The organism is Streptomyces sp. NPDC043996 (assembly GCF_056435225.1).
Genome location: NZ_JBWKEY010000012.1, coordinates 179,824 through 204,304, shown reverse-complemented (window position 1 = coordinate 204,304; position 24,481 = coordinate 179,824). Strand labels below are relative to the sequence as shown.

Sequence of the window (24,481 nt, the reverse complement as noted above, 5' to 3'; positions counted from 1 at the left end):
GAATACGCACCGTCTGTCTGTTAGTTGAGCAGGCTCCCCTGGAGCTCCGCCCGCAGGTCCGGCGTGAGCACGGTCCCGGCGCGGTCGACGAGAAGTGCCATCTCGTACCCAATGAGACCGATGTCCGCCTCTGGGTGGGCGAGTACGGCAAGCGACGACCCGTCGGAGATGGACATGATGAAGAGAAATCCTCGCTCCATCTCCACAACGGTCTGGGTCACGGAACCGCCCTCGAAGATCCGGGAGGCCCCGGCCGTCAGGGAGGTCAGACCCGACGCGACGGCCGCGAGCTGATCGGCTCGGTCGCGCGGGAAACCTTCGGACATCGCCAGAAGGAGTCCGTCGGCGGAGACCACCACGGTGTGGGACACCCCGGGGGTGTTCTCCACGAAGTTGGTGATCAACCAGTTCAGGTTCTGCGCCGCCTGGCTCATCGGGCTCACACTAACGCTCCTGGTTGTAGGTGCTGTCAGGGCTGAAGCCCTGGCCATTCGTGTCGCTGTTCGCGCTGCGGCCCCGCTGGACGCCGCGGCGCAGGTTGCTGAGCCTGCCCCGGACCTCGTCGGGGTCGCGGGAGACCTGGGGGCCGCCCTGCGGGGTCTGCTCCGCCGTGCCCTCGACCAGATTGGCCTTGGGCACCCGGCGGGGAAGACCGGACGAGGTGACTCCGCCCGCCTTGGGCTCCTTCAGCTGCTCGGCGCGGCGCCAGCGCTCGTCGTTGGCCGAGCGCCAGCTCTCCGGGCCGCCGCCGTGGCTCTCGCCGTCGTGGTTCTGCTCGTCCTGCTCGGCGGGGGCGCTTCCGTTGCCGTTCGCCGCGGTACCGCCGCGGCGCGGAAGACCCGCGTCGGTCAGCTCGTGGGCGGCCGGAGAAGGTGCCGAGGGCGCCGTCGCCGCAGGTTCCGGACGCTCGAAGCCTACGCGCTCGCGCTCCTCGGCGTCAGTCGCCGGGGCGGCTTCCGCTTCGGGAGCGTACTCGCCCTGGTAGGTGTCCTGGTAACCGTCACGCAGCGGCCAGTCGTCCTGGTGGGAACGTTCCGGATAGGCGGTGAACGACTCCTGCGTGGAACCGCTCGCGCTGCCGTGGCCGTCCTGGACAGGCTCCGCATAGGCGCCGTCCTGGTAGCCGTCCGGCGTCGGGTAGTACGACTCCTCGTACGCGGGCTGCCCCTGGTCGTACGTCAGTTGCGGGTCGTAGCCGCCCTGCCCCTGGCCGTAGCCGGAGGTCTGGCCGTCGTCGTAGGCGCCCTGCTGGGGGTCGTACGCCGTCTGCTGCGGGTCGTACGCCGCCTGCTGGGGGTCGTAGGAGCCCTGCTGCGGGTCGTACGCGCCCTGCTGGGGCTCGTACGCGGCGCTCTCGCCGTGCTGCTGGGCGTGCGGGTCCTCGTACGGGGCCTGCTCGTACGTCCCGGAGGTGGCCCCCAGCTCGTCCCGGAAGAGCGGACGATCGGCTTCCGGCTGCTGGCCTGAGTGTGCCTGCGCCTCCAGGGCCGCGCGGCGCTCCTCGCGCATCAACGAGCGGCCCACCGGGTCGAGTTGACCGCCGTTCGCGCCCGCGTCCTGGCCGTCGCCGGGGTAGCGGGTGTCGTCGAAGCCGAGCTCGGCGGCCGTGCGCAGCGGCTCGGTGGGCGAGGCCTGCTGCTCGGGGATGATCGAGGAGACCGTGAACTCCGACGGCTCGCCGAACTCGCCGCCCGGGGCGTGCTGCGCGCCGCCGCCACCGTGCGTGATGACCTCCGGCAGCATGACGAGCGAGGTGGTGCCCGCCTGCTCGCCCGAGGGGCGCAGCTGGACGCGGATGCCGTGCCGGTCGGAGAGGCGGCCGACCACGAACAGGCCCATGCGCTGGGAGATCGCGGCGTCCACCGTCGGCGGGTTGGCGAGCCGGTGGTTGATGTCCGCGAAGTCCTCGGCGGTCAGGCCGATGCCCTTGTCGTGGATCTCGATCATCACGCGGCCGTCGGGGAGACGGGTCGCGGTGACCCTGACCTTGGTCTGCGGCGAGGAGAACGTCGTGGCGTTCTCCAGGAGCTCGGCGAGCAGGTGCACGAGGTCGGTCACGGCCAGGCCGTGGATCTCGGCCTCCGGCACGCCCGAGAGCTCGACGCGCTCGTACTGCTCCACCTCGGAGGAGGCGGCGCGCAGCACGTCCACGAGCGGCACCGGCTGGTCCCAGCGGCGGCCCGGCTCCTCCCCGGACAGGACCAGGAGGTTCTCGCCGTTGCGGCGCATGCGGGTCGCCAGGTGGTCCAGGCGGAAGAGGCTCTCCAGCTGGTCCGGGTCGGCCTCGTTGTTCTCCAGGTCGGTGATGAGGGTCAGCTGGCCCTCGATCAGCGACTGGTTGCGGCGCGAGAGGTTGGTGAAGATCGCGTTGATGTTGCCGCGGAGCAGGGCCTGCTCGGAGGCGAGCCGGACCGCCTCGCGGTGCACCTGGTCGAAGGCGCGGGCGACCTCGCCGATCTCGTCCGTGGTGGTGATCGGGATGGGCTGGACGCGGGTGTCGACGCGGCCGGGGTCGGTGCGCGAGAGCTGGTCGACCAGCATCGGCAGGCGCTGCTCGGCGATGCCGAAGGCGGCGGTGCGCAGGCTGCGCATCGAGCGGCTCATCTGGCGGGCCATGAGCCCGGCGATGACGAAGGCGGCGAGCAGCGCGACCACGACGGCGGCACCGGTGATGAACGCGTCGGTCTTGGCGTTGTCGGCGATGCCCGAGGCCTCGTCCACGGCCTTGTCGGCGAGGTCGGACTCGATCGTGCGGTACTCGTCGAACTTGGCGGTGTTGGCCGCCCACAGCGCCTTGCTGGTGACGCCGCGGCCCGCGAGGGCGACCCGGGCGCTCGGCTGGGTGCTCTCCAGGCCGACGATGAGCTCGATGGTCTTGGTGGCGCTGGGCGGCGGGACGAACTTCTTGCCCTGGGCGCGGGCGTCGGCGGCGCCCTGCTCGGCCTGCTTCTTGGCCGCGGCGGTAAGACGCTGCCCGGCCTCGTCGAGCTTCCTGACGTCGGAGGGCGTGCCGCCGCCCCGGTACTCCTCGATGGCGATGCGCTCGAGGTAGGCGTACGAGGAGAAGGAGACCTTCTGCTGGGCGAAGTCGCCCTTGGCCGGGCCCGGCTTCTCCAGGAGGTGGGTGCCGATGGAGCGCTGCAGGGAGAGCGCCGCCTTGGCGAGCGACACGGCGTAGACGGTGCGGCCGTAGGAGGTGATGTTGCCGGTGCCGAGGCCGAGCTCGTTGGCGAACTCCATCAGCGGGTGCTGGATGGCGACGTACGCCTCTTCGGTCCGCACGCCGGGCAGCTTGGTGGTGTACGCGGCCTCGCGCAGCCCCGGGAGCTTCGGCTCGACCTTGTGGAAGGCCGCGAGACGGCGTTCGAGGCCTTCCTTGGCCGGCATGTCCTTGACGGCGTCGTCGAAGGCGTCGGCGGCCGCGTCCGTGGCCTTGCGGGCCTTGGCGACGGCCGGGCTGTTCTTCTCGCCCTTCAGGAGCGGCGCGGCGGAGATGTCGCGCTCCTCGATGAGGCGGTTGCCGTAGTCGAGGGAGGCGCGCACCAGACGGGCGGTGGCCTCGGCGTCGCGGGCCTCGTCCCAGGTGTCGATGGCGCCCTTCACCTGGAAGCCGCCCATGACGAGACCGACGAGCACGGGTATCAGCAGGATCGCGTTCAGGCGGGTCGGTACGCGCCAGTTCCGGGGCGAGAGCCGCCCGCCGGAGGCGGCCTGCGGCTCGCTGACCGGAACGTCCACGGACGGCGCGGCCGCCCGCGGGGGCGGGGTGAAGTTGCCCCGCGTGTCCCGTTCCGGGGGTGCGGGGCTCGTCTTGCTTCGCCTCACTCGACCAACAACCTCTCGGCGGCGGCTCCCGCGCTGGTGCCGCTGTCGTCTCCAAAGGCCCGTGCTACTGGGCAGTTCAGCGCATTCCAGCACGTCAGGTGGTGCTCGTCCAAACACTAGGAGGGAAGCGCTCCGAGTGGTGTAAGCCTCAGATAAATCGGTCATAAAGAGCGAGCCCCGCCAAAAAGCGGGGCCCATGTGAGCACAGTGATACCGGCCGACCGCGATGTGTGGCGGGGTCGGCGGAATTCTCTGTCGAAACGTTATGAACACGGCGGCCGTCCGTGTCAAAGGACACAGATCGTTCCGTGCGATGTACGGCAACTTCCGTATGACCCCGCCTACTTGAGTCGTGCCATCAGCGCGTGCTCGACCAGCGTGATCAGGCCACTCTTTGCTTCCGCACGCTGGCGGGCATCGGTCGTGATGATCGGCGCGTCCGGGCCGAGCTGCAGCGCCTCGCGCACCTCGTCCGGGGTGTAGGGCTGCTGGCCGTCGAAGCCGTTGAGGGCGATGACGAAGGGCAGGCCGGAGTTCTCGAAGTAGTCCACAGCGGGGAAACAGTCGGCCAGACGCCGGGTGTCCACCAGGACGATGGCGCCGATCGCGCCGCGCACCAGGTCGTCCCACATGAACCAGAAGCGGTCCTGGCCCGGCGTGCCGAACAGGTACAGGATCAGATCCTGGTCCAGCGTGATGCGGCCGAAATCCATCGCCACCGTGGTGGTCGTCTTATCACCGGTGTGGGTGAGGTCGTCAATACCCGCGGACGCCGAAGTCATCACCGCTTCGGTACGCAGCGGGTTGATCTCGGACACCGCGCCGACGAACGTGGTCTTGCCCACGCCGAAGCCACCGGCCACCACGATCTTGGCGGACGTGGTGGACCGGGCACCCGCGGCGGAATCGGCGAAGCCGCCGCCTCCGCTAGAGCTTGCGAAGTCCACTGAGCACCCTTTCGAGCAGAGTCACGTCAGGCTGGCCGCCGGTGTTCTCGTCACCGCCGGGCTGGTGGATGGCGACGAGCCCGGCCTCGGCCAGGTCGGCGACGAGGATGCGGGCGACGCCGAGCGGCATCGAGAGCAGCGCGGACACCTCGGCCACCGACTTGACCTCGCGGCACAGGTGGCAGATCCGCTGGTGCTCGGGGAGCAGCCCCATCAGCTGGGCCGGGTCGGCCGTCGTGCTCACCAGCGCCTCGATGGCGAGCTGGTAGCGGGGCCGGGTCCGGCCACCCGTCATCGCGTACGGACGCACCAGCGGCTGGTCGCCCTCGATGCCGTATCCGGCTTGAGCGCCGTACGGGTCATGAGAGGCGGTGGGCGGGTTCATGGATCCTCCGAGCGGGACAGCAGTTGTCTGCGTTCCGTCTGACGTCAGCCGGGGTGGGGGCGGGAGTTGGCGGCCGGACGGTGGGCGGTTGCGTTCGGTCTCCCGCACCCGGCCAGTGGGGCGGCCGGGTACGGCTGCGGCGGGGGCGGCCCGCGCGCCGGCTAGTGCAGCAGGCTGCCCTGCAGCTCGGCGCGCAGATCCGGGGTGAGGACGGTGCCCGCTCGGTCGACGAGCAGCGCCATCTCGTACCCGACGAGGCCGATGTCGCACTCGGGGTGCGCGAGCACCGCGAGCGACGAGCCGTCGGAGATGGACATGAGGAACAGGAAGCCGCGCTCCATCTCCACCACGGTCTGCGTGACCGCACCGCCCTCGAAGATCCGGGAGGCCCCGGCGGTGAGGGAGGTCAGGCCGGAGGCGACGGCCGCGAGCTGGTCGGCGCGGTCGCGCGGGAAGCCCTCGGACATCGCGAGAAGCAGGCCGTCGGCGGAGACCACGACCGTGTGGGACACCCCGGGGGTGTTGTCCACGAAGTTGGTGATCAACCAGTTCAGGTTCTGTGCCGCCTGGCTCATCGGACTCAACTAACGCTCCTGCTGGTGAGTGGGGAAACTGCCGGTCTGGCCGGTGCCGGCCTGACGACCCTGCTGAATGCCCCGACGGAGATTGGTCAGCCGGCCGCGCACGTCGTCGGGCGCGCGCGAGACCTGCGGACCGGTGCCTTCCTGCGCCTGCTGCGCGGTGCCTGCCACGAGGTTCGCCCGTGGCACGCGGCGCGGCAGGCCGGACGTGGTGACGCCGCCCGCGGAGGGCTGCCGGACGCGCTCGGCCTGGCGGCCCAGCTCGTCGTTCGGCGAGGTGCGCCAAGCGGTGTTGCCGGTGCTGTTGTTCGGGTTCTGCTGCTGGGGGGCGCCGTGGGCGGGGGCGCTGTGCTGCGGGGCGCCATGGCCCGGAGCGCCGTTGCCCGGGGCGCCGTTGCCCGGGGCGCCGTTGCCCGGGGCGCCGTTGCCGCCGCGCTGGGGCAGCGGCGGAGTGCCGCCGGGCTGCGGCGGGCGCACGCCCTGGGGGCCGCCCGCGCCGAGCGGCCGCTGCGGCGGCTGCTGCTCGCGCTGCGGCGGTCGCGCCTCACGACGCGGCGGCTGCGACTGCTGCGGGGCCTGGCGAGGGGCCTGTCCTTGGCGGCGCGCCGGCTCCGGGGTGTGCGGGGGCCGCTGCGCACCCGGCCGCTGCGGCAGCTCGGGGCGCTGGCCCGTGGCCTGCTGCTGCTCGGGCTGCTGCGGCTGCTGCTGGCGTTCGGCCTGCTGGCGTTCGGCCTGCTGACGCTCGCGCAGGGCCTGCGCCTCGCGCTCCTCCTGCGCCCGCCGCTCCTGCTCGGCCTGCGCCTGCGCCTGCTGCGAGAACCAGTTGGTCTCCAGCGTGTCGTACAGCGGCGTCCGGCCGTCGAGCGGTCCCGACGCGGGCGGCAGGTCATCCCGCTCAGCCTGCTGCGGCTGCGGCTGCTGCTCCGGCGTCTGCGGCCGCTGCGGAACGCCCTGGTCCAGGTCCGCGCGCGGCGCCTGCCCACGGCGCGGCGCGGGCGGGCGCGGCACGTGGAACTCGCCGGTGGTGTGCGCGGGCTGATCGGGGCCCTGGCCCTGGTGCGGGGCCTGGGGCGCCTGCGGGGCCGCGGCGGGGCCGCCGCCGAAGACGTCGGACCGGACGAACTCCCCGGTGCCGCCGCTCTGGGCGTCGCCCTGCGTGCCGGGCGGAGGCCCGTCGAAGTCGGGGCGGTCGAACTGCGCGGTGGAGCCGGGGCCCTGACGCTCGTCGGCGAGGCCGGTGGGGTGCGCGGTGGGGTGCGGGAACTGGCCGGTGGTCTCGGGCTCCTCGTGGCCCCGGGGGGCGTCGAAGGACTCGCGGGCGACCTGCGGCTGCGCGTTCTCGTCGCTCCAGCTGGGCACGCGCGGCTGCGGGCTGCCGCCGGGCAGCTCGGCGCGCGGACCCCCGCGCGGCGGCAGCTGCGGCCTGCGCCCCTGCTCACCGGAGCCGGAGCCGGAGCCAGCGCCGGAGCCCATGGCCTGACCGGCGTCGTTCGTACGCTGCTGGGGCACCGGAGGCTGCGGCATGCCGCCCGAGCGGCCGCCGCCCTGCCCGAAGGCACCGGCGCCGCGGTCGTCCCGCGCACCGGGGGCCTGGGGGGCCTGGGGGGCCTGGGGGTTCTGAGCGTTCTGCGGAAGCTGTGCCTGCGGCCGCTGCCCGCCGGGAGCGCCACCGGGACGGCCCTGACCGCCCTGGCCGCCCGGACCCGCGCCGCCGGGAGCGCCCGCGAGCCCGCCCGGAGCCACCGGGGCCCCGGCCGAGGGACCCTGCTGGCCGCGCGCGGGCAGCGCCGCCCGCGGACCGGAGCCCGCGACCTGGCCGCGCTGCGCGCCGGGCCCTGCGCCGACCTGGTTGTTCTGGCGGGCGCGGGCCGCGCCGCTCAGACCGGCGGCCACACCGCCGCCGCGGCGCGCGGTGGCGCCCGCTCCGCCCTGGCCCGCGGCCGGACCGCCGACGGACGCGGGGGCACCCGGCTTGCCGGGGGCCTTCTTGCCCTGGGCGACGTCGACGGGAAGCATGACGAGCGCCGTCGTGCCGCCGGAGTCGGAGGGCCGCAGCTGGATGCGGATGCCGTGGCGCTGCGAGAGGCGGCCGACCACGAACAGACCCATGCGGCGCGATACGGAGACGTCCACGGTGGGCGGCGACGCGAGCCGCTCGTTGATCGCGGCGAGGTCCTCGGGGGAGAGGCCGATGCCGGTGTCGTGGATCTCGATGAGGACGCGGCCGTCGGGCAGCGCGTGACCGGTGACCTTGACCTTGGTCTGCGGCGAGGAGAACGAGGTGGCGTTCTCAAGCAGCTCGGCGAGCAGGTGCACGAGGTCGTTGACGACGCGGCCCGCGACGTCGGTGGCGGGCACCGAGGCCAGCTCGATGCGCTCGTACTGCTCCACCTCGGAGGCGGCGGCACGGAGCACGTCGACGAGCGGCACGGGCCGGGTCCAGCGGCGGCCGGGCTCTTCACCGGCGAGCACCAGGAGGTTCTCGCCGTTACGGCGCATGCGGGTCGCGAGGTGGTCGAGCTTGAACAGCGAGGACAGCTGGTCCGGGTCGGCCTCGCGGGACTCCAGTTCGGAGATGAGCGAGAGCTGACGCTGGATGAGGCCCTGGGAGCGGCGCGAGAGGTTGGTGAACATCGCGTTGACGTTGCCCCGGAGCAGGGCCTGCTCGGCGGCGAGGCGGACGGCCTCGCGGTGCACGTCGTCGAAGGCCGCGGCGACCTGGCCGATCTCGTCCCGGGAGTGCACACCGACCGACTCCACGGACGTGTCGACGTCCTGCGGGTCGGACTCGGAGAGCTGCTTGACCAGCTCGGGCAGGCGGTCCTGGGCGACCTTGGTGGCGGTGTCCTGGAGCCGCCGCAGCGAGCGGATCATGGACCGGGCCACGACGAAGGCGCCGACGAGGGAGACGCCGAGCACCAGCAGGATCAGCGCACCGTTGAGGATCGCCTGCTGCTCGGACTCGTTCCGCAGCGAGCGGGCCTTCTGCTCCATCTCGTCGAGCAGCGTGAGCTCGATCTTCGCCATCTCCGAGATCTTGGTGGAGTCGGCGTCCACCCAGTCCTTGTAGGAGCGCTTGCCGCGGAGCTTGATGCCGCCTTCCTGCTCCAGGACGCGCTTGGCGTAGGCGTTGGCGGACTCGATGGAGGCGTTGCCCTCGCTGATGGGCTTCAGGAGCTTCTCGGAGTCGCCCGAGTAGATCCGGTTGAAGGCCTGGAGCTCGCCGTTCTCCTTCTCGTTCGCGGAGAGGGCGTAGCGCCGGTCGCTCTCGGAGAGCTCGCCGAAGTCGCGCTTGTTCGCGGGCAGGGCGGCCGCGATGATGGCGCGCTGGACGGAGGCGTACTCCTTGGAGGAGGAGAAGGCCGCGAGCGCACGCGTGCGCTGGATCATGTCCGGGTTGCTGGTCGCCTGCGCCATGTCCTCGGAGAGCGCGAGGAGCTGCTCGATGAGCTGGCTGTAGCCGTCGACCGTCTGGGAGTGCGAGCCCTTGTCCTGGTACGCGCTCTTGCGTACGTCGCTGATCTTCTGCAGCTGCTGCGTGATCTGGAGGGTGCTCTGCCGGATGCCGCGGAGGCCCTTGTCGCCGTCCTTGTTCTCCAGGCCCTGGGTGCCCTGGAGGAAGTTGCGGTAGGCCCGGTCGGTCTTCTGGCGGGTGCCCTTGACGGTGAAGTCGGAGTCCTTGGCGCCGTGGGCGAGGGGACCTGCCGACTGGTCGCGCTCCTCCTGGAGCGCGGCGGCCAGCTCCGTGGCCTGCTTGGTCATGTCGGTCAGCAGCTTCATGTTGTCGAGCTGCTGGATGTCGTCCATCGACTCGTTGATGCGCAGGGCGCCCAGCGAGGTGGCCGTGATGACGGGGAGGGCGAGGAGCGAGACGAGTCGGGTCGAGATGCGCCAGTTGCGCAGGGCTATTCGGGGACCGGGACCGGGGGTGGTCGTCTTGGCGCCCTTGGACTTGGCCGATTTGCCGGCCTTGGCCGACTTGCCCGCCTTGGCGCCCTTCCCCTTGGTGTCACCCGTGGGCGCCACCGCGCCCGGCGCGTCCGCGCGAGCGGCGCCGGGGCCGCCGTCACCGGTCTGCACCTGTCCGGGGTTCTGGGCGTGCTGGGCCGAGGAGCCGCGGACACTCCCGCCGCGCTCCGGCTCCGCCGCAGCGCTGCCATCCCTCTTGAAACGTCCCTGCACTAGCGTCGCAACCTCTGGACCAGGCGTCCCTCCGCGTGGACGGCGGGACGGTGTCGGCGTCGTGGGGCGCGTGGCGCCCCATGGTGGTCGTGAGACCGGCGCTCTCTCCCCCTTCCCGCCGCTCTCGGCGCTGCGTCGCGCCCTTCGCGCCGGTTCGATCCCGCGGCGGTCCCGGGAATTCCAGCACAGTGCAGGATCTCCAACAAGGCCCGTGGGCCAGGCCCCGATATCCGTGACAGCACGTGAGTAACGCGTTACGAGACGTAGAAAGTGAAGTCTCCCATATCGGACTTTCCCGTACGAGACGTCCAGGTCGAGCGGGTGTCCCAGTCTTCATGATCAGGAGCGGAATGGGAGCTTCAGGTGGGCAATGTCCGTTTTCAAAGGCCCCACCACCAGTCTGAATTGACCCTTTTGCCCGCACCTCAGTGAGCAAACTCACATGAAGATCATGGCCTCTTCTCGACATTGATCGGGAATTGCATGTTTAGCCTGACGCTTTACAGGGATGGGGAATCCGACAACTGACGTCCATCGAACGACGTCCCGATCGACAGGATCACAACAGCAGATGAAGTCCACCCTGATGTTCCGCAACATAGCCAACCCGCGCCGCACCACCCTCGCGCACCTCAAGGACGCCGAAGACCTCCAGGCGGCGCAGGAGCGGCCGGAACACGCTGTCGAGCTCCCCACCCAGACCGCCAACCCCAAGCGCACGATCCTGATGGAAGCCCCCGTAGCCCCGTAGCCGGGAAGAGCCCGTCCGGCGCTCGCGGACGAGCCGCGAAGCGGCGAAAAGGGGGAGTGGGGCGAAGCCCCATAGACTGGGGTCACCCAGATCCCCCGTACAAGCAAAGGGCACCGTCCACGTGCGTATCGCCAGGTTCTCCATCGACGGGAACGTCGCCTTCGGCGCGGTCGAGGGCGACAAGCAGGACGAGCTCGTCGTCGACATCATCAAGGGCAGCCCGTACGCCGACTTCGAGCTGAGCGGTGTGAAGGTCCCGCTGAGCAAGGTCCGGCTGCTCGCCCCGGTCATCGGCCACAAGATCGTGGCCTTCGGGCGGAACTACGCGGCGCACGCCAAGGAGCTGGGCCACGAGGTGCCCGACGCCCCGTTCGCCTTCTTCAAGCCCGCCACGTCGATGATCGGCTCCGGCGACGCGATCCAGTACCCCTCGTTCTCCGAGGACGTGCACCACGAGGCGGAGCTGGCCGTCGTCATCGGCCGCATGTGCCGCGAGGTCCCGCGCGAGCGCGTCAAGGACGTCATCTTCGGCTACACCTGCGCCAACGACGTCACCGCCCGCGACGTGCAGAAGCGCGAGAAGCAGTGGGCCCGGGCCAAGGGCTTCGACACGGCCTGCCCGCTCGGCCCCTGGGTGGAGACGGAGCTCGACCCGAGCGACCTGACGATCCAGTGCACGGTCAACGGCCAGCAGCGCCAGCTCGGCCGCACCTCCGACATGGTCCACTCCATCGAGGATCTGATCGTCAACATCTCCGAGGCCATGACGCTGCTCCCCGGCGACGTCATCCTCACCGGCACCCCCGAGGGGGTCGGCCCCCTCAACGTCGGCGACGAGGTCGCCGTCACCATCGAAGGCATCGGCACTCTCACCAACAAGGTGATCAAGCGTGGCTAACGCGACGAACGTACGCGTACGTTTCTGTCCCTCCCCGACCGGCAACCCCCACGTGGGCCTGGTCCGCACCGCCCTGTTCAACTGGGCCTTCGCCCGGCACAACGAGGGCACCCTGGTCTTCCGCATCGAGGACACGGACGCCGCCCGCGACTCCGAGGAGTCCTACGAGCAGCTCCTGGACTCCATGCGCTGGCTGGGCTTCGACTGGGACGAGGGCCCCGAGGTCGGCGGCCCGCACGCGCCGTACCGCCAGTCGCAGCGCATGGACATCTACCAGGACGTCGCCGCCAAGCTCATCGACGGCGGCTACGCCTACCCCTGCTACTGCACCACCGAGGAGCTGGACGCCCGCCGCGAGGCGGCCCGCGCCGCGGGCAAGCCGTCGGGCTACGACGGCACGTGCCGCGACCTCACCGCCGAGCGGAAGCAGGCGTACGAGGCCGAGGGCCGCAGCCACATCGTGCGCTTCCGGATGCCCGACGAGGCCACCACCTTCACCGACCTGGTCCGCGGCGAGATCACCGTCCAGGCCGAGAACGTGACGGACTACGGGATCGTCCGAGCCAACGGAGCCCCGCTCTACACGCTCGTGAACCCCGTCGACGACGCCCTGATGGAGATCACCCACGTCCTGCGCGGCGAGGACCTGCTCTCCTCGACCCCGCGCCAGATCGCGCTCTACAAGGCGCTGATCGAGCTTGGCGTCGCGAAGTCGATCCCCGAGTTCGGCCACCTGCCGTACGTCATGGGCGAGGGCAACAAGAAGCTGAGCAAGCGCGACCCCCAGGCGTCGCTCAACCTCTACCGCGAGCGCGGCTTCCTGCCCGAGGGCCTGCTCAACTACCTCTCCCTGCTCGGCTGGTCCTTCTCCGCCGACCAGGACGTCTTCTCCATCGAGCAGATGGTCGCGAAGTTCGACCTCGCGGACGTGAACGCCAACCCGGCCCGCTTCGACCTGAAGAAGGCCGAGGCGATCAACGCCGACCACATCCGCATGCTGGACGTGAAGGCGTTCGCGGCGGCCTGCGAGCCGTGGCTGAAGGCCCCGCACGCCCCCTGGGCGCCCGAGGACTTCGACGCGAAGGTCTGGGAGGCCATCGCGCCGCACGCCCAGACCCGCCTGAAGGTCCTCTCCGAGATCACGGACAACGTCGACTTCCTGTTCCTGCCGGAGCCGGTCTTCGACGAGGCCTCCTGGACCAAGGCGATGAAGGAGGGCTCCGACGCGCTCCTCACCACCGCCCGCGCCAAGCTGGAGGCGGCCGACTGGTCGTCCCCGGAGTCCCTCAAGGAGGCCGTCCTGGCCGCCGGTGAGGAGCACGGCCTGAAGCTCGGCAAGGCCCAGGCCCCCGTCCGCGTCGCCGTCACCGGCCGCACGGTCGGCCTGCCCCTCTTCGAGTCCCTGGAGATCCTCGGCAAGGACCGCGCCCTGGCGCGCGTCGACGCGGCCCTGGCCAGGCTCACCGCGTAGCACCGCGCACGAAGGGCCCGGAAGCCGTATCGGCTCCCGGGCCCTTCGTCGTAGATTCGCCTCATGCCGATCAAAGCCGTGGTCTGGGACATCGATGACACGATCTTCGACTACGCCAAGGCCGACACCGTCGGCTTCCGCGCGCACCTCGTCGCCGAGGGCGCCCTCGCCAGCTACGGCACGGCCGAGCGCGCCCTGGCCTTGTGGAAGGAGCTCACCCTGCGCCACTGGGCCCGCTTCGGCTCCGGCGAGGTCGACTTCGATGGGCAGCGCCGCGACCGCGTACGCGACTTCGTGGGCGCCCCGCTCGACGACGCCGAGGCCGACGCCTGGTTCCACCGCTACCGGGCCCACTACGAGGCCGCCTGGACCCTGTTCCCGGACGCCCTGCCGGTCATCGACGCCCTCGCCGGGGACTTCCGGCAGGCGGTCTTGTCGAACTCCGCCCTCGTGGTGCAGGACCAGAAGCTGCGCGCCCTCGGCGTCCGCGACCGCTTCGAGGCCGTCCTGTGCGCCGCCGACCTCGGCGTCTCCAAGCCCGCCCCGGAGGCCTTCCACGCCGCGTGCGCGGCGCTCGCCCTGCCGCCCGAGGAGATCGCGTACGTCGGCGACCAGCCGGAGATCGACGCGCGCGGCGCCCGCGACGCGGGCCTGCTCGGCATCTGGCTGGACCGCAACGCCGCGCCCCAGGAAGGGCCGTCGGGCGTCCACCGCATCACGCGCCTCACGGAGCTGCCCGCGTTGCTGCGCTCGGATACCCGTTTTGGAGCGCCGTCCACCTTCGGGTAATGTTCTTCCTGCGCCGCCCGAGAGGGCCGAAAGGTCCGGCCGGAAAGCGTAAACCGGAACAGAAGCCCTCCAGGGGGTTGCGTTCCAGTGGCCTATGGTGTAATTGGCAGCACGACTGATTCTGGTTCAGTTAGTCTTGGTTCGAGTCCAGGTAGGCCAGCTCGCAGAGCTCATCTGCAACCGCGGTTGTCGTTGGTACAACATCATCCGCAAAGCCCCCGTTGTGTAGCGGCCTAGCACGCTGCCCTCTCAAGGCAGTAGCGCCGGTTCGAATCCGGTCGGGGGTACAGATCCTTCCCGCGAGGACGGTACGGGTAGCTCCCGCCGACCACGATGCAGGATCGCTAGGGCCCCCGTTGTGTAGCGGCCTAGCACGCCGCCCTCTCAAGGCGGTAGCGCCGGTTCGAATCCGGTCGGGGGTACTGTGGTCTGGTCTAGACCGCCCATGGGCTATGGTGTAATTGGCAACACGAAGGTTTCTGGTTCCTTTGTTCTAGGTTCGAGTCCTGGTAGCCCAGCGCAGTAACAGCAGCATCTGCTAGCCCCCGTTGTGTAGCGGCCTAGCACGCCGCCCTCTCAAGGCGGTAGCGCCGGTTCGAATCCGGTCGGGGGTACGAGACCGAAGGGCCTCCACCACGGTGGAGGCCCTTCGGCGTTCCCGTGGGCCCGCCGCCGGGCGGCGCCTACTCGATGCCGTAGCGCCGCGCCGACTCCTCCTCCTGCGCGAGCCGGTGCAGCGCCCGCAGCACCGGCTCGAAGAGCACCGCGGCCGCCACCGCCGTCTCGACCCGCTCCGCCTCCGAGGCGTGCGTCTCCAGAAAGTCGAGATCCCGCCGCGCCACCGCGTGCATCAACTCCGCGTACGGCGCCATGTGTTCGGCGTCCCAGCCGTAGCCGAGCCGGTTCAGCGTCGCCACCGCCGCCACCAGGGAGCGGTGCACGGGGGACAGGGCGGCGAGATCGCGCGCGGTGTCCCAGCCGAGGCGCTCCAGCAACTGGTCCACCTCGGCGCGCGCACCCGTCACGGCCGGATCCCCCTCATCGGGCTCGGGCCCCTGCGGCAGCGCCCACAGGGCCGCGCCCAGACGGATCGTGCGCCCCAGGGAGTCGTCGTCGACGTGCCCGAGCACCTCCTTGGCGGTGGCCACCGGCACCTTGCCCACCTGGATCAGCGCCCGCACCAGGCGCAGCCGCCGCAGATGCCCCTCGTCGTACTCCGCCGTCGTCGCGTTGACCTGGCGCCCCGGAGCCAACAGGCCCTCGCGCAAGTAGTACTTGATCGTCGCGGTGGACACACCGCTGCGCTCACTCAGCTCGGCCAGCCGCATCTCTTGCGCCTTCCTGTCGGGTAGTGCCACTATCCAATTATGGCGGTCGGATAGCGCCGCTCACCAATGAAAGGTCTCACGAGGGGTCTGGGGGAGCCATGTTCGGGAAGCCCGTCACCGGCGGCCGTACGACAGCGGCCGCGCGGGGTGAGGTCGTGGTGCTGCTGATCGGCGTGCGCATCAACCGCTTCTGGGCCGTGCACCACTGGGGTCCGGTGTTCCTCGCGATGCCGCGCATGCTGCGGGAGTTGGCGAAGGACCCCGGCCGGGGGCTGCTCGGGCACGTGCTGCTCACGGCGTCCCCGCGCACGTACTACGTCGTGCAGTACTGGGAGTCGAAGGAGAAGCTGTACGCGTACGCGCACTCGCCGGAGATGTTCCACCACAAGGCGTGGGCGATCCTCAACCGCAAGGAGCGGGCGGGCAAGGCGCGCGGGCACGTCGGCCTGTGGCACGAGGCGTACGTCGTGCCGGAGGGGGCGTACGAGTCGATCTACGCGGACATGCCCCCCTTCGGCCTCGCGGCGGCCCACGGCCAGATCCCCCTGACCCAACGCGGCCGCCGAGCCCAGGACCGCTTCGCGTACCGCTCGAACCACCTGAAAACTCCCGCCGACACCTAGCCCGTCCGGCGCTTGAGGACGAGCGTCACGCGCGGATATCCAGCCGGTCTGGCGCTTGAGGACAAGCGGGTGTTTCAGCCCGTCCGGCGTTTGAGGACGAGCGCGAAGCGCGATGAAGGGGCGGGTGGGCGGGGGAGAAAGAGCCCCCACACCGAACCCGGAAGAGCGGATGCGGCCGAAGGGCCTAGCTGGGGCGGCGCAGCGCCTCGGACAGGCGCCCCGCGGCATCGATGACGGCCTGCGCATGCATCCGCCCCGGATGCCGCGTAAGCCGCTCGATGGGCCCGGACACCGACACCGCGGCCACCACCCGGTTCGAGGGCCCGCGCACCGGCGCCGACACCGAGGCCACGCCCGGCTCCCGCTCGCCGATCGACTGGGCCCAGCCCCGACGGCGCACCCCGGACAGGGCCGTCGCCGTGAACCGCGCCCCCTGCAGGCCCCGGTGCAGCCGCTCCGGCTCCTCCCAGGCCATCAGGATCTGCGCGGAGGAGCCCGCCTTCATGGTGAGCGTGGAGCCGACGGGGACCGTGTCCCTGAGGCCCGAAAGGCGCTCCGCCGCGGCCACGCAGATGCGCATATCGCCCTGGCGGCGATACAGCTGGGCGCTCTCGCCCGTGACGTCCCGCAGATGCGTGAGCACCGGGCCCGCCGTCGCGAGCAGCCGGTCCTCGCCCGCCGCCGCGGCCAGCTCGGCCAGGCGCGGGCCGAGGATGAAACGGCCCTGCATGTCCCGCGCCACCATCCGGTGGTGTTCCAAGGCCACGGCGAGGCGATGTGCCGTGGGTCGTGCGAGCCCGGTGGCCGCGACCAGTCCCGCGAGGGTGGCCGGACCGGACTCCAGGGCGCTCAGGACAAGGGCTGCCTTGTCCAGAACGCCGACGCCGCTACTGTTGTCCATGCAACGATACTCGCGTCTCACTCTGTGAAACGCAAGTTCAAAAATCCCAGGAACCCGCCACTCTGTAGGGGCGGTCCGCGGACCAACGGACCCGCGGCCGGCGTCCGGCATGTGCACGAGGGGTGCGGCGGCGGCGAACTGATTCTCTAGTTGGGCCGGCGCACGACGCCGGCCGGAGGGAAAGCGATGGGTAGGACACTCGCGGAGAAGGTCTGGGACGACCACGTCGTCCGGCGCGCCGAGGGCGAGCCCGACCTCCTCTTCATCGATCTGCATCTGCTGCACGAGGTGACCAGCCCCCAGGCGTTCGACGGCCTGCGGCAGGCGGGCCGACAGGTGCGCAGGCTCGACCTCACCATCGCGACCGAGGACCACAACACCCCCACCCTCGACATCGACAAGCCCATCGCGGACCCCGTCTCGCGGGCCCAGCTGGAGACGCTGCGCAAGAACTGCGCCGAGTTCGGCGTCCGGCTGCACCCTCTCGGCGACGTCGAGCAGGGCGTCGTCCACGTGGTGGGACCCCAGCTGGGACTGACCCAGCCGGGCACCACCGTGGTCTGCGGCGACTCCCACACCTCCACGCACGGCGCGTTCGGCGCCCTCGCGTTCGGCATCGGCACCTCCCAGGTGGAGCATGTCCTGGCCACCCAGACGCTGCCCATGGCGCGCCCGAAGACCATGGCCATCACCATCGACGGCGAACTGCCCGACGGCGTCACGGCCAAGGACCTGATCCTCGCCATCATCGCGAAGATCGGCACCGGCGGCGGCCAGGGCTACGTCCTGGAGTACCGCGGCCCCGCCATCGAGAAGCTGTCGATGGAAGCCCGCATGACCATCTGCAACATGTCCATCGAAGCCGGGGCCCGCGCCGGGATGATCGCCCCGGACGAGACCACGTTCGCGTACATCAAGGGCCGCGCCCACGCCCCCCAGGGCGAGGACTGGGACGCCGCCGTGGCGTACTGGAAGACCCTGCGGACCGACGACGACGCCGTCTTCGACGCCGAGGTGTACATCGACGCCGCCTCCCTGTCGCCGTTCGTCACCTGGGGCACCAACCCCGGCCAGGGCCTGCCCCTGTCGGCCTCGGTCCCCGACCTGGCTTCGTACGAGGACGCTTCGGAGCGCCTGGCCGCCGAAAAGGCCCTTGAGTACATGGGGTTGAGCGCCGGGCAGCCGCTGCGCGAGATCAAGGTGGACACCGTCTTCGTAGGCTCGTGCACCAACGGGCGCATCGAGGACCTGCGCTCGGCCGCCGCCGTCCTCCAGGGCCGCAAAGTCGCCGACGGCGTACGGATGCTGGTCGTGCCCGGCTCGGTGCGGGTCGCGCTCCAGGCCGTGGAGGAGGGCCTGGACAAGGTGTTCACCGCGGCGGGCGCCGAATGGCGGCACGCGGGCTGCTCGATGTGCCTGGGCATGAACCCCGACCAACTCGCTCCCGGCGAGCGCTCCGCCTCCACCTCCAACCGCAACTTCGAGGGCCGGCAGGGCAAGGGCGGCCGCACCCACCTGGTGTCGCCCCAGGTGGCCGCCGCCACCGCGGTGACCGGCCAGCTGGCCTCGCCCGCCGACCTCACCGACACCCCCGCGACCGCCGGAGTCTGATCAGCCATGGAAGCCTTCACCGCACACACCGGCCGGGCCGTCCCGCTGCGCCGCAGCAACGTGGACACCGACCAGATCATCCCCGCCCACTGGCTGAAGAAGGTCACCCGCGACGGCTTCGAGGACGGGCTCTTCGAGGCCTGGCGCAAGGACCCGGAGTTCGTGCTCAACAAGCCCGAGCGCCAGGGGGCCACCGTCCTGGTCGCGGGCCCCGACTTCGGCACCGGCTCCTCGCGCGAGCACGCCGTCTGGGCCCTGCAGAACTACGGCTTCAAGACCGTCATCTCCGCCCGCTTCGCCGACATCTTCCGCGGCAACTCGCTCAAGAACGGCCTGCTCACCGTGGTTCTGGAGCAGGAGACCGTGGACAAGCTGTGGGCCCTCACGGAGGCCGATCCTACCGCCGAGATCACCGTTGACCTGCACGATCGCCAAGTCCGCGCCCAGGGCGTGACGGCCGCCTTCGAGCTCGACGAGAACGCCCGCTGGCGGCTGCTCAACGGCCTGGACGACATCAGCATCACGCTCAGGAACGAGGGCGACATCGCCGCGTACGAGACGCGCCGCCCCGCCCACAAGCCGAGCACCGCGCGCGTCTGACCCCCCCCTCGCCGGGCGGATCGGCCTTCGCCCCGCACCCGATGTACCCCCAATCGTGGACGGTTGGGGGTACATCTGTGTCTGCCTCCGGAATGACCCCCGATGCCCTGAACGGGTGGTCCCGGCCGCCCCCAACTGCCTTGATCTGAAGGGAAGAAGAGGCCGGAAATCCCCTTGCACGGGGTGGGTGTGGTTATCCTCAGGAGAGCGCCGGAGGAGGGTAGTTACCCCCTGCGGAGGCGACAACTCGCCCCAGATGGCACAATCGGTGCATGGGACGCGACGACCAACTCGAGCTCTATGGGCTCGTCGCGGACCGGCTGAAGGAAGCGCACTCCCGAGTGCGCGCACTGCAAGTCCCGGAGGGCGTACGGATGGCGCTGACCCGGAAGCTGCTGGTCATTACGGCCGCGGCCAAACACGATCTCGCCGATGCGGCAAGGCGTCTGGAGCGATTGATGGCGGACCTCGACGAGGGCGACGAGGGCCGAATCCCCGAAGGCGACTGAGCGCCACGCCTCAACGGGCCTTCGAGGAACTCGTCGAGGGTCCAGAACGTTGCGGCACAAGGGTGATTAGCCCGTTTCGTGTTTGATTTGCGGTATATATCTGCCTAACGTGCGAAAAAGCCTGGTGCATTCGCTCAGGCAATGTCTCCGAAGGGGAAGACGTGAACAAGGCGCAGCTCGTAGAAGCGATTGCCGACAAGGTCGGTGGCCGGCAGCAGGCCGCCGACGCCGTGGACGCGGTTCTGGACGCCATCGTCCGTGCCGTCGTCGGCGGGGACCGGGTTTCGGTCACCGGCTTCGGCTCGTTCGAGAAGGTCGACCGCCCGGCGCGGTACGCCCGCAACCCGCAGACCGGGGAGCGCGTGCGGGTCAAGAAGACCTCGGTGCCGCGCTTCCGCGCGGGCCAGGGCTTCAAGGACCTGGTGAGCGGCTCGAAGAAGCTCCCGAAGAACGACGTCGCGGTCAAGAAGGCCCCGAAGGGCAGCCTGACCGGCGGTTCTTCGGCGACGGTCAAGAAGGCGGCGGCCAAGAAGGCCACCACCGCCAAGAAGGCGGCGGCCAAGAAGGCGACCGCCACGGCGAAGAAGACCACCGCCAAGAAGACCACGGCGAAGAAGGCCACCGCCACGGCCAAGAAGACGACGGCGAAGAAGACCACCGCCGCCGCCAAGAAGACCACGGCGAAGAAGGCGGCCCCGGCGGCCAAGAAGGCGGCCCCCGCCAAGAAGGCCACCACCGCCAAGAAGGCCGCCGCGAAGAAGGCCCCGGCCAAGAAGGCCACGGCGAAGAAGGCGCCCGCGAAGAAGTCCACGGCGCGCAAGACCACCGCCAAGAAGACCACTGCCCGCAAGCGCTAAGGGCACTGGGCACTCACGCACCGGGCCGGGCTCCCCTCGGGGAGCCCGGCCCGCGGCGTGTCCGCGGGGGCGGACGTATACGGCCAGGTGCCGCGCGCGCCCCGGGTGCCGGGCGGGTGTTTCAGAACGTCTGCAGCGTCACCAGCGTGATCTCGCGGGCCTCGCCCTCGCCGGTCACCTCGATGCGCACGCGCTGGCCGGGGCGCAGCAGGTGCAGCCCGCCCGCGTCGAACGCCGCGGCGCCGAAGGGCACCGGCGTGCCGTCGTCGAGCAGCACGCTGCCGGTGCGGGTGTCGGAGTCGTACGTGTACGCGGTCGCCTGCATGAGCAGAAGCGTACTCAGTCCGCGATGAGCAGCCCGGCGGTCGCGGCCGCCGTGTGCGGCCCCACGCCGAGCGCGAGCGCGGCCCGCAGATCGCCGCCGGTGTCCACGTCCTGGCGTACGGAATCCAGGCCGGCCACCGCGAGTTCCGCGGCGCCGGAATCCGTGTGCCGGGCGCGGGAGGCGGGGCCGAATCGGGGCCGCAATTCCGTGCCGGGCGCCACGGACAACAAGGTGGTGCCGATTCCGGCGGCATCCGGGAGAAACGCGCGGGGAAATGCGGCGGCGCGGTCGAGGGCCGCGGCCAATTCCGCGGGGCGCAGCGCGGGCAGATCGGCGTTGAGGGCCGCCACCGGTGCCCGCGGCCGCACCGCGCGCACCTCGGCCGTGCCGTGCGCGAGGGCGGCGTTGAGCCCGCGCGCCGGGGTGTCGGGCAGGACCCGGGCGCCGAGCGCGGCCAGTTCACGGCCCGCCCGCTGATCGTCCGTGACGACCACCACATCCCGCACCGCGGCGGCGGCGAGCGCCGCCGCGACCGTGTCCTTGGCGAAGGCCAGGGCGAGGGCGGGCCGCAGCCCCTCGCCCGCGGCGGGCGCGAGCCTGCTCTTGGCCCGCGCCAGGGGTTTGAGCGGTATCACCAGGGTCCAGTGCACGGGCGCTCCGTCCTTCGCTTCGGGGCCATTGTGGCGCGCGGGGACCGGGCCTCGGAGCGCCGGGGTCCGGGAAACGGCCGGTCAGACGGCTGCCGGGGCGGCGCACGGGCGGTGGCCGCGGGTGGGTGGGCGTACGGTGTTCTCGACAGGACGGCAGCCGGGGGCGACACTTGTGCGGCCGACCAGGCTCATGGAGGAAGGTGTCCGAGTGTCCCGCCGCAGAATCGGCTTCTGGTACCGCCTGGCGGCGGTGATCGCAAAACCGCCGCTGTTGGTTCTGTTCAAGCGGGACTGGCGGGGAATGGAGAACATTCCGGCCGACGGCGGCTTTATCACCGCCGTGAACCACAATTCACATCTCGATCCGTTGGTCTACGCCCACTTTCAGTACAACACCGGGCGGGTGCCGCGTTTCCTCGCCAAGCACGGCCTCTTCAAGAAGGGCTTCGTCGGCGCGGTCATGCGGGGCACGGGCCAGATCCCGGTCTACCGCGAGACCACCAACGCGCTCAGCGCGTTCCGGGCCGCCATCGACGCCGTGGAGCGCGGCGAGTGCGTCGCCTTCTACCCCGAGGGCACCCTCACCCGCGACCCGGACCTGTGGCCCATGACGGGCAAGACGGGTGTCGCGCGGGTCGCGCTGCAGACCAAGCGCCCGGTGATTCCCGTCGCCCAGTGGGGCGCCAACCACGTCCTGCCGCCGTACGCGAAGAAGCCGCAGCTCCTGCCGCGCAAGACGCACCACGTCCTGGTCGGCGAGCCGGTGGACCTGGAGCGCTTCTACGACAAGGAGATGACCCCCGAGCTCCTGAAGGACGCCACGGAGGCCATCATGGCGGCCATCACCGAGCTCCTTGAGGAGCTGCGCGGCGAGAAGGCCCCGCACAAGCGCTACGACCCGCGCGAGGCGCGCATCGCGCAGCGCCGCAAGGCCGCGCTCAGCCGGGCGCCTCAGGGCGCCGCCGCCGACGAGGCCCCCAGCGGCCTTGCGGAGCAGGCGAGTTCGGAACAGCAGGGACGTCCGGAGGAGAGCAAGTGACCCGATCCCTTAAGGCCGCCGTCTTCGGCACCGGCTCCTGGGGGACGGCCTTCGGCATGGTCCTCGCCGACGCCGGCTGCGACGTCACGCTGTGGGCCCGCCGCGCCGGGCTCGCGGACGCGGTCAACTCCACCCGCACCAACCCGGACTACCTGCCCGGCGTCGAACTGCCGCGCACCCTGCGCGCCACCACCGACCCGGCCGAGGCCGCCGACGGCGCCGACTTCACCGTGCTCGCCGTGCCCTCGCAGACGCTGCGCGAGAACCTCGCCGCGTGGACGCCGCTGCTCGCCCCCCACACCGTCCTGGTGTCGCTGATGAAGGGCGTGGAGCTCGGCTCCGCCATGCGGATGAGCGAGGTCATCGAGGACGTCACCAAGGCCGCCGCCGAGCGCGTCGCGGTCGTCACCGGGCCCAACCTGGCCCGGGAGATCGCCGCCCGCCAGCCCGCCGCGTCCGTGGTCGCCTGCCGCGACGAGTCCGTCGCCCAGCGCCTCCAGGCCGCCTGCCACACCCCGTACTTCCGCCCGTACACGAACACGGACGTGGTCGGCTGCGAGCTCGGTGGCGCCGTGAAGAACGTCATCGGGCTCGCCGTCGGCATCGCGGACGGCATGGGGCTCGGCGACAACACCAAGGGCTCGCTCATCACGCGCGGGCTCGCCGAGACCACCCGGCTCGGGCTCGCGATGGGCGCCGACCCGCTGACGTTCTCGGGGCTCGCGGGCCTCGGCGACCTGGTGGCCACCTGCTCCTCGCCGCTCTCGCGCAACCACACCTTCGGCACCAACCTCGGCAAGGGCATGACCCTGGCGGAGACCATCGCGGTCACCAAGCAGACCGCGGAGGGCGTGAAGTCCTGCGAGTCCGTGCTCGACCTGGCCCGCAGGCACGGCGTCGACATGCCGATCACGGAGACGGTCGTGGGCATCGTGCACGAGGGCACGCCGCCGATGGTCGCGCTCAAGGAGCTGATGGCACGCAGCGCGAAGCCCGAACGCTGAGCGGCGCGCTGACCTTGCCTGGGGCACCGGGTACGCTCAACGCGATATGAGCAGCGAGAACCTCCCCCAGAGCCCCCGCAAGCCGCGTGTGGCCGTCGTCTTCGGCGGCCGCAGCTCGGAGCACGGCATCTCCGTCGTCACCGCCGGCGCCGTCCTGCGTGCCATCGACCGGACCAAGTACGACGTGCTGCCGATCGGCATCACGACGGACGGGCGCTGGGCCCTGACCGCGGACGACCCCGACCGGATGGCCATCGCCGACCGCAAGGTGCCGAACGTCTCCGAGCTCGCCGAGTCCACCGGCGGCGTCGTCCTGCCCGTCGACCCGGGCAACCGCGAGGTCGTCTACAGCGAGCCCGGCGCGGTGCCCAAGGCGCTCGGCGAGGTCGACGTGGTCTTCCCGATGCTGCACGGCCCCTACGGAGAGGACGGCACCCTCCAAGGGCTCCTGGAGCTGTCGGGCGTGCCCTACGTGGGCGCGGGCGTGCTCGCCTCGGCCGTCGGCCAGGACAAGGAGTACATGAAGCGGGTCTTCACCTCCTTCGGGCTGCCCGTCGGCCCGTACCTGGTGATCCGGCCCCGCGAGTGGCAGCGCGAGGAGAAGAACGCCCGGCAGCGCGTCGCGGACTTCGCGGGCGAGCACGGCTGGCCGCTGTTCATCAAGCCCGCGCGCGCGGGCTCCTCGATCGGCATCACCAAGGTCGACTCCTTCGAAGGCCTCGACGAGGCCATCGCGGAGGCACAGCGCCACGACCCGAAGGTCATCGTGGAGGCGCTCCTGCGCGGCCGCGAGATCGAGTGCGGCGTCCTGGAGTTCGAGGACGGACCGCGCGCGAGCGTGCCCGCCGAGATCCCGCCGGTGCAGGCGCACGACTACTACGACTTCGAGGCGAAGTACATCGACTCGACGCCCGGCATCGTGCCCGCCCCGCTCACGCCCGAGGAGACCGCCGAGGTCCAGCGGCTCGCGGTCGAGGCCTTCGAGGCCACGTCCTGCGAGGGCCTGGTGCGCGCGGACTTCTTCCTCACGGAGGACGGGCGGTTCGTGATCAACGAGATCAACACGATGCCCGGGTTCACGCCGATCTCTATGTACCCGCAGATGTGGGAGAAGAGCGGTGTTGGTTACGCGGAGTTGGTGGACCGGTTGATCCAGGCGGCGTTGCGGCGCTCTACGGGGCTTCGGTAGCGCCTTTGGGCTCGGG

The 24,481-nt window shown here is 71.0% G+C and carries 22 protein-coding genes and 5 tRNA genes; 17 read left to right on the top strand and 10 right to left on the bottom strand.

Going from position 1 to position 24,481, the window contains the following annotated elements; translation table 11 throughout:
- Positions 1-20 precede the first annotated feature (20 nt).
- The 6 genes from AC07A4_RS29180 to AC07A4_RS29155 all read right to left on the bottom strand — a co-directional run bounded on the left by AC07A4_RS29180 (position 21) and on the right by AC07A4_RS29155 (position 9,920).
- On the bottom strand, positions 21-434 hold the full coding sequence (locus AC07A4_RS29180; RefSeq protein ID WP_030676106.1) for a roadblock/LC7 domain-containing protein: 414 nt from the start codon (positions 432-434) through the stop codon (positions 21-23).
- 10 nt (positions 435-444) lie between these two features.
- A complete protein-coding gene (locus AC07A4_RS29175; protein ID WP_478604050.1) occupies positions 445-3,825 on the bottom strand; it encodes a nitrate- and nitrite sensing domain-containing protein in 3,381 nt (1,126 codons plus the stop codon).
- Positions 3,826-4,166: 341 nt separating this feature from the next.
- Positions 4,167-4,772 carry a GTP-binding protein gene (locus AC07A4_RS29170; RefSeq protein ID WP_478604048.1) on the bottom strand — a complete coding sequence of 202 codons (606 nt, stop codon included), beginning with the start codon at positions 4,770-4,772 and terminating at the stop codon, positions 4,167-4,169.
- Positions 4,753-5,157 carry a DUF742 domain-containing protein gene (locus tag AC07A4_RS29165; RefSeq protein WP_478604046.1) on the bottom strand — a complete coding sequence of 135 codons (405 nt, stop codon included), beginning with the start codon at positions 5,155-5,157 and terminating at the stop codon, positions 4,753-4,755. Before AC07A4_RS29165 ends, AC07A4_RS29170 begins: the two co-directional genes overlap by 20 nt.
- Before the next feature lie 161 nt (positions 5,158-5,318).
- On the bottom strand, positions 5,319-5,732 hold the full coding sequence (locus AC07A4_RS29160; RefSeq protein ID WP_016641908.1) for a roadblock/LC7 domain-containing protein: 414 nt from the start codon (positions 5,730-5,732) through the stop codon (positions 5,319-5,321).
- Between the two features lie 9 nt (positions 5,733-5,741).
- A complete protein-coding gene (locus tag AC07A4_RS29155) occupies positions 5,742-9,920 on the bottom strand; it encodes a sensor histidine kinase (RefSeq protein WP_478604044.1) in 4,179 nt (1,392 codons plus the stop codon).
- Positions 9,921-10,491: 571 nt separating this feature from the next.
- On the opposite strand from AC07A4_RS29155, the gene AC07A4_RS29150 reads away from it, so the two are divergent.
- The 9 genes from AC07A4_RS29150 to AC07A4_RS29110 all read left to right on the top strand — a co-directional run bounded on the left by AC07A4_RS29150 (position 10,492) and on the right by AC07A4_RS29110 (position 14,443).
- Positions 10,492-10,671, top strand: a complete 180-nt coding sequence (locus AC07A4_RS29150; protein ID WP_478604041.1) for a hypothetical protein — start codon at positions 10,492-10,494, stop codon at positions 10,669-10,671.
- Positions 10,672-10,792: 121 nt separating this feature from the next.
- The gene (locus AC07A4_RS29145; protein WP_478604039.1) at positions 10,793-11,569 is read left to right on the top strand and encodes a fumarylacetoacetate hydrolase family protein; all 777 of its coding nucleotides are present in this window, start codon (positions 10,793-10,795) and stop codon (positions 11,567-11,569) included.
- Positions 11,562-13,040 carry a glutamate--tRNA ligase gene (gene gltX / locus AC07A4_RS29140; RefSeq protein WP_478604037.1) on the top strand — a complete coding sequence of 493 codons (1,479 nt, stop codon included), beginning with the start codon at positions 11,562-11,564 and terminating at the stop codon, positions 13,038-13,040. Before AC07A4_RS29145 ends, gltX begins: the two co-directional genes overlap by 8 nt.
- A 63-nt stretch (positions 13,041-13,103) precedes the next feature.
- Positions 13,104-13,829, top strand: a complete 726-nt coding sequence (locus tag AC07A4_RS29135) for an HAD family hydrolase (RefSeq protein ID WP_478604034.1) — start codon at positions 13,104-13,106, stop codon at positions 13,827-13,829.
- A gap of 88 nt (positions 13,830-13,917) precedes the next feature.
- Positions 13,918-13,989, top strand: a tRNA-Gln gene (locus AC07A4_RS29130).
- 54 nt (positions 13,990-14,043) lie between these two features.
- Positions 14,044-14,116, top strand: a tRNA-Glu gene (locus tag AC07A4_RS29125).
- Between the two features lie 62 nt (positions 14,117-14,178).
- Positions 14,179-14,251, top strand: a tRNA-Glu gene (locus tag AC07A4_RS29120).
- Positions 14,252-14,275: 24 nt separating this feature from the next.
- A tRNA-Gln gene (locus AC07A4_RS29115) sits at positions 14,276-14,347 on the top strand.
- 23 nt (positions 14,348-14,370) lie between these two features.
- Positions 14,371-14,443: transfer RNA gene (locus tag AC07A4_RS29110), tRNA-Glu, on the top strand.
- 69 nt (positions 14,444-14,512) lie between these two features.
- On the opposite strand, the gene AC07A4_RS29105 is transcribed toward AC07A4_RS29110, so the two are convergent.
- The gene (locus AC07A4_RS29105; RefSeq protein ID WP_478604339.1) at positions 14,513-15,157 is read right to left on the bottom strand and encodes a MerR family transcriptional regulator; all 645 of its coding nucleotides are present in this window, start codon (positions 15,155-15,157) and stop codon (positions 14,513-14,515) included.
- 98 nt (positions 15,158-15,255) lie between these two features.
- On the opposite strand from AC07A4_RS29105, the gene AC07A4_RS29100 reads away from it, so the two are divergent.
- The gene (locus tag AC07A4_RS29100) at positions 15,256-15,780 is read left to right on the top strand and encodes a DUF4188 domain-containing protein (protein WP_478604031.1); all 525 of its coding nucleotides are present in this window, start codon (positions 15,256-15,258) and stop codon (positions 15,778-15,780) included.
- A 184-nt stretch (positions 15,781-15,964) separates the two neighbouring features.
- On the opposite strand, the gene ndgR is transcribed toward AC07A4_RS29100, so the two are convergent.
- On the bottom strand, positions 15,965-16,681 hold the full coding sequence (ndgR, locus tag AC07A4_RS29095) for an IclR family transcriptional regulator NdgR (protein ID WP_478604028.1): 717 nt from the start codon (positions 16,679-16,681) through the stop codon (positions 15,965-15,967).
- Positions 16,682-16,867: 186 nt separating this feature from the next.
- Here ndgR and leuC point away from each other — a divergent pair, with 186 nt between their 5' ends.
- The 4 genes from leuC to AC07A4_RS29075 all read left to right on the top strand — a co-directional run bounded on the left by leuC (position 16,868) and on the right by AC07A4_RS29075 (position 20,258).
- Positions 16,868-18,292 (top strand): 3-isopropylmalate dehydratase large subunit, encoded by a 1,425-nt coding sequence (gene leuC / locus AC07A4_RS29090; RefSeq protein ID WP_478604025.1) that lies wholly within the window; start codon positions 16,868-16,870, stop codon positions 18,290-18,292.
- Positions 18,293-18,298: 6 nt separating this feature from the next.
- On the top strand, positions 18,299-18,892 hold the full coding sequence (gene leuD, locus AC07A4_RS29085) for a 3-isopropylmalate dehydratase small subunit (RefSeq protein ID WP_478604022.1): 594 nt from the start codon (positions 18,299-18,301) through the stop codon (positions 18,890-18,892).
- A 272-nt stretch (positions 18,893-19,164) separates the two neighbouring features.
- A complete protein-coding gene (locus AC07A4_RS29080) occupies positions 19,165-19,401 on the top strand; it encodes an SCO5555 family protein (protein WP_478604020.1) in 237 nt (78 codons plus the stop codon).
- A gap of 161 nt (positions 19,402-19,562) precedes the next feature.
- Positions 19,563-20,258 carry an HU family DNA-binding protein gene (locus AC07A4_RS29075; protein ID WP_478604018.1) on the top strand — a complete coding sequence of 232 codons (696 nt, stop codon included), beginning with the start codon at positions 19,563-19,565 and terminating at the stop codon, positions 20,256-20,258.
- A gap of 121 nt (positions 20,259-20,379) precedes the next feature.
- Here the strand turns inward: AC07A4_RS29075 and AC07A4_RS29070 are convergent, their stop codons facing one another.
- Positions 20,380-20,583 carry a hypothetical protein gene (locus AC07A4_RS29070; RefSeq protein ID WP_478604015.1) on the bottom strand — a complete coding sequence of 68 codons (204 nt, stop codon included), beginning with the start codon at positions 20,581-20,583 and terminating at the stop codon, positions 20,380-20,382.
- Positions 20,584-20,597: 14 nt separating this feature from the next.
- Entirely contained in the window at positions 20,598-21,233 is a 636-nt protein-coding gene (gene cofC, locus AC07A4_RS29065) for a 2-phospho-L-lactate guanylyltransferase (RefSeq protein ID WP_478604012.1), read from the bottom strand.
- A 208-nt stretch (positions 21,234-21,441) separates the two neighbouring features.
- Between cofC and AC07A4_RS29060 the strand changes: the two genes are divergently transcribed.
- Genes AC07A4_RS29060 through AC07A4_RS29050 form a run of 3 tightly spaced genes read left to right on the top strand, consistent with a single transcriptional unit; the run spans position 21,442 to position 24,465 of the window.
- The gene (locus tag AC07A4_RS29060) at positions 21,442-22,272 is read left to right on the top strand and encodes a lysophospholipid acyltransferase family protein (protein ID WP_478604010.1); all 831 of its coding nucleotides are present in this window, start codon (positions 21,442-21,444) and stop codon (positions 22,270-22,272) included.
- Positions 22,269-23,276 carry an NAD(P)H-dependent glycerol-3-phosphate dehydrogenase gene (locus AC07A4_RS29055; RefSeq protein ID WP_478604007.1) on the top strand — a complete coding sequence of 336 codons (1,008 nt, stop codon included), beginning with the start codon at positions 22,269-22,271 and terminating at the stop codon, positions 23,274-23,276. The genes AC07A4_RS29060 and AC07A4_RS29055 overlap by 4 nt, the downstream gene beginning before the upstream one ends.
- 46 nt (positions 23,277-23,322) lie before the next feature.
- Positions 23,323-24,465 carry a D-alanine--D-alanine ligase family protein gene (locus tag AC07A4_RS29050; protein WP_478604005.1) on the top strand — a complete coding sequence of 381 codons (1,143 nt, stop codon included), beginning with the start codon at positions 23,323-23,325 and terminating at the stop codon, positions 24,463-24,465.
- Positions 24,466-24,481 lie beyond the last annotated feature (16 nt).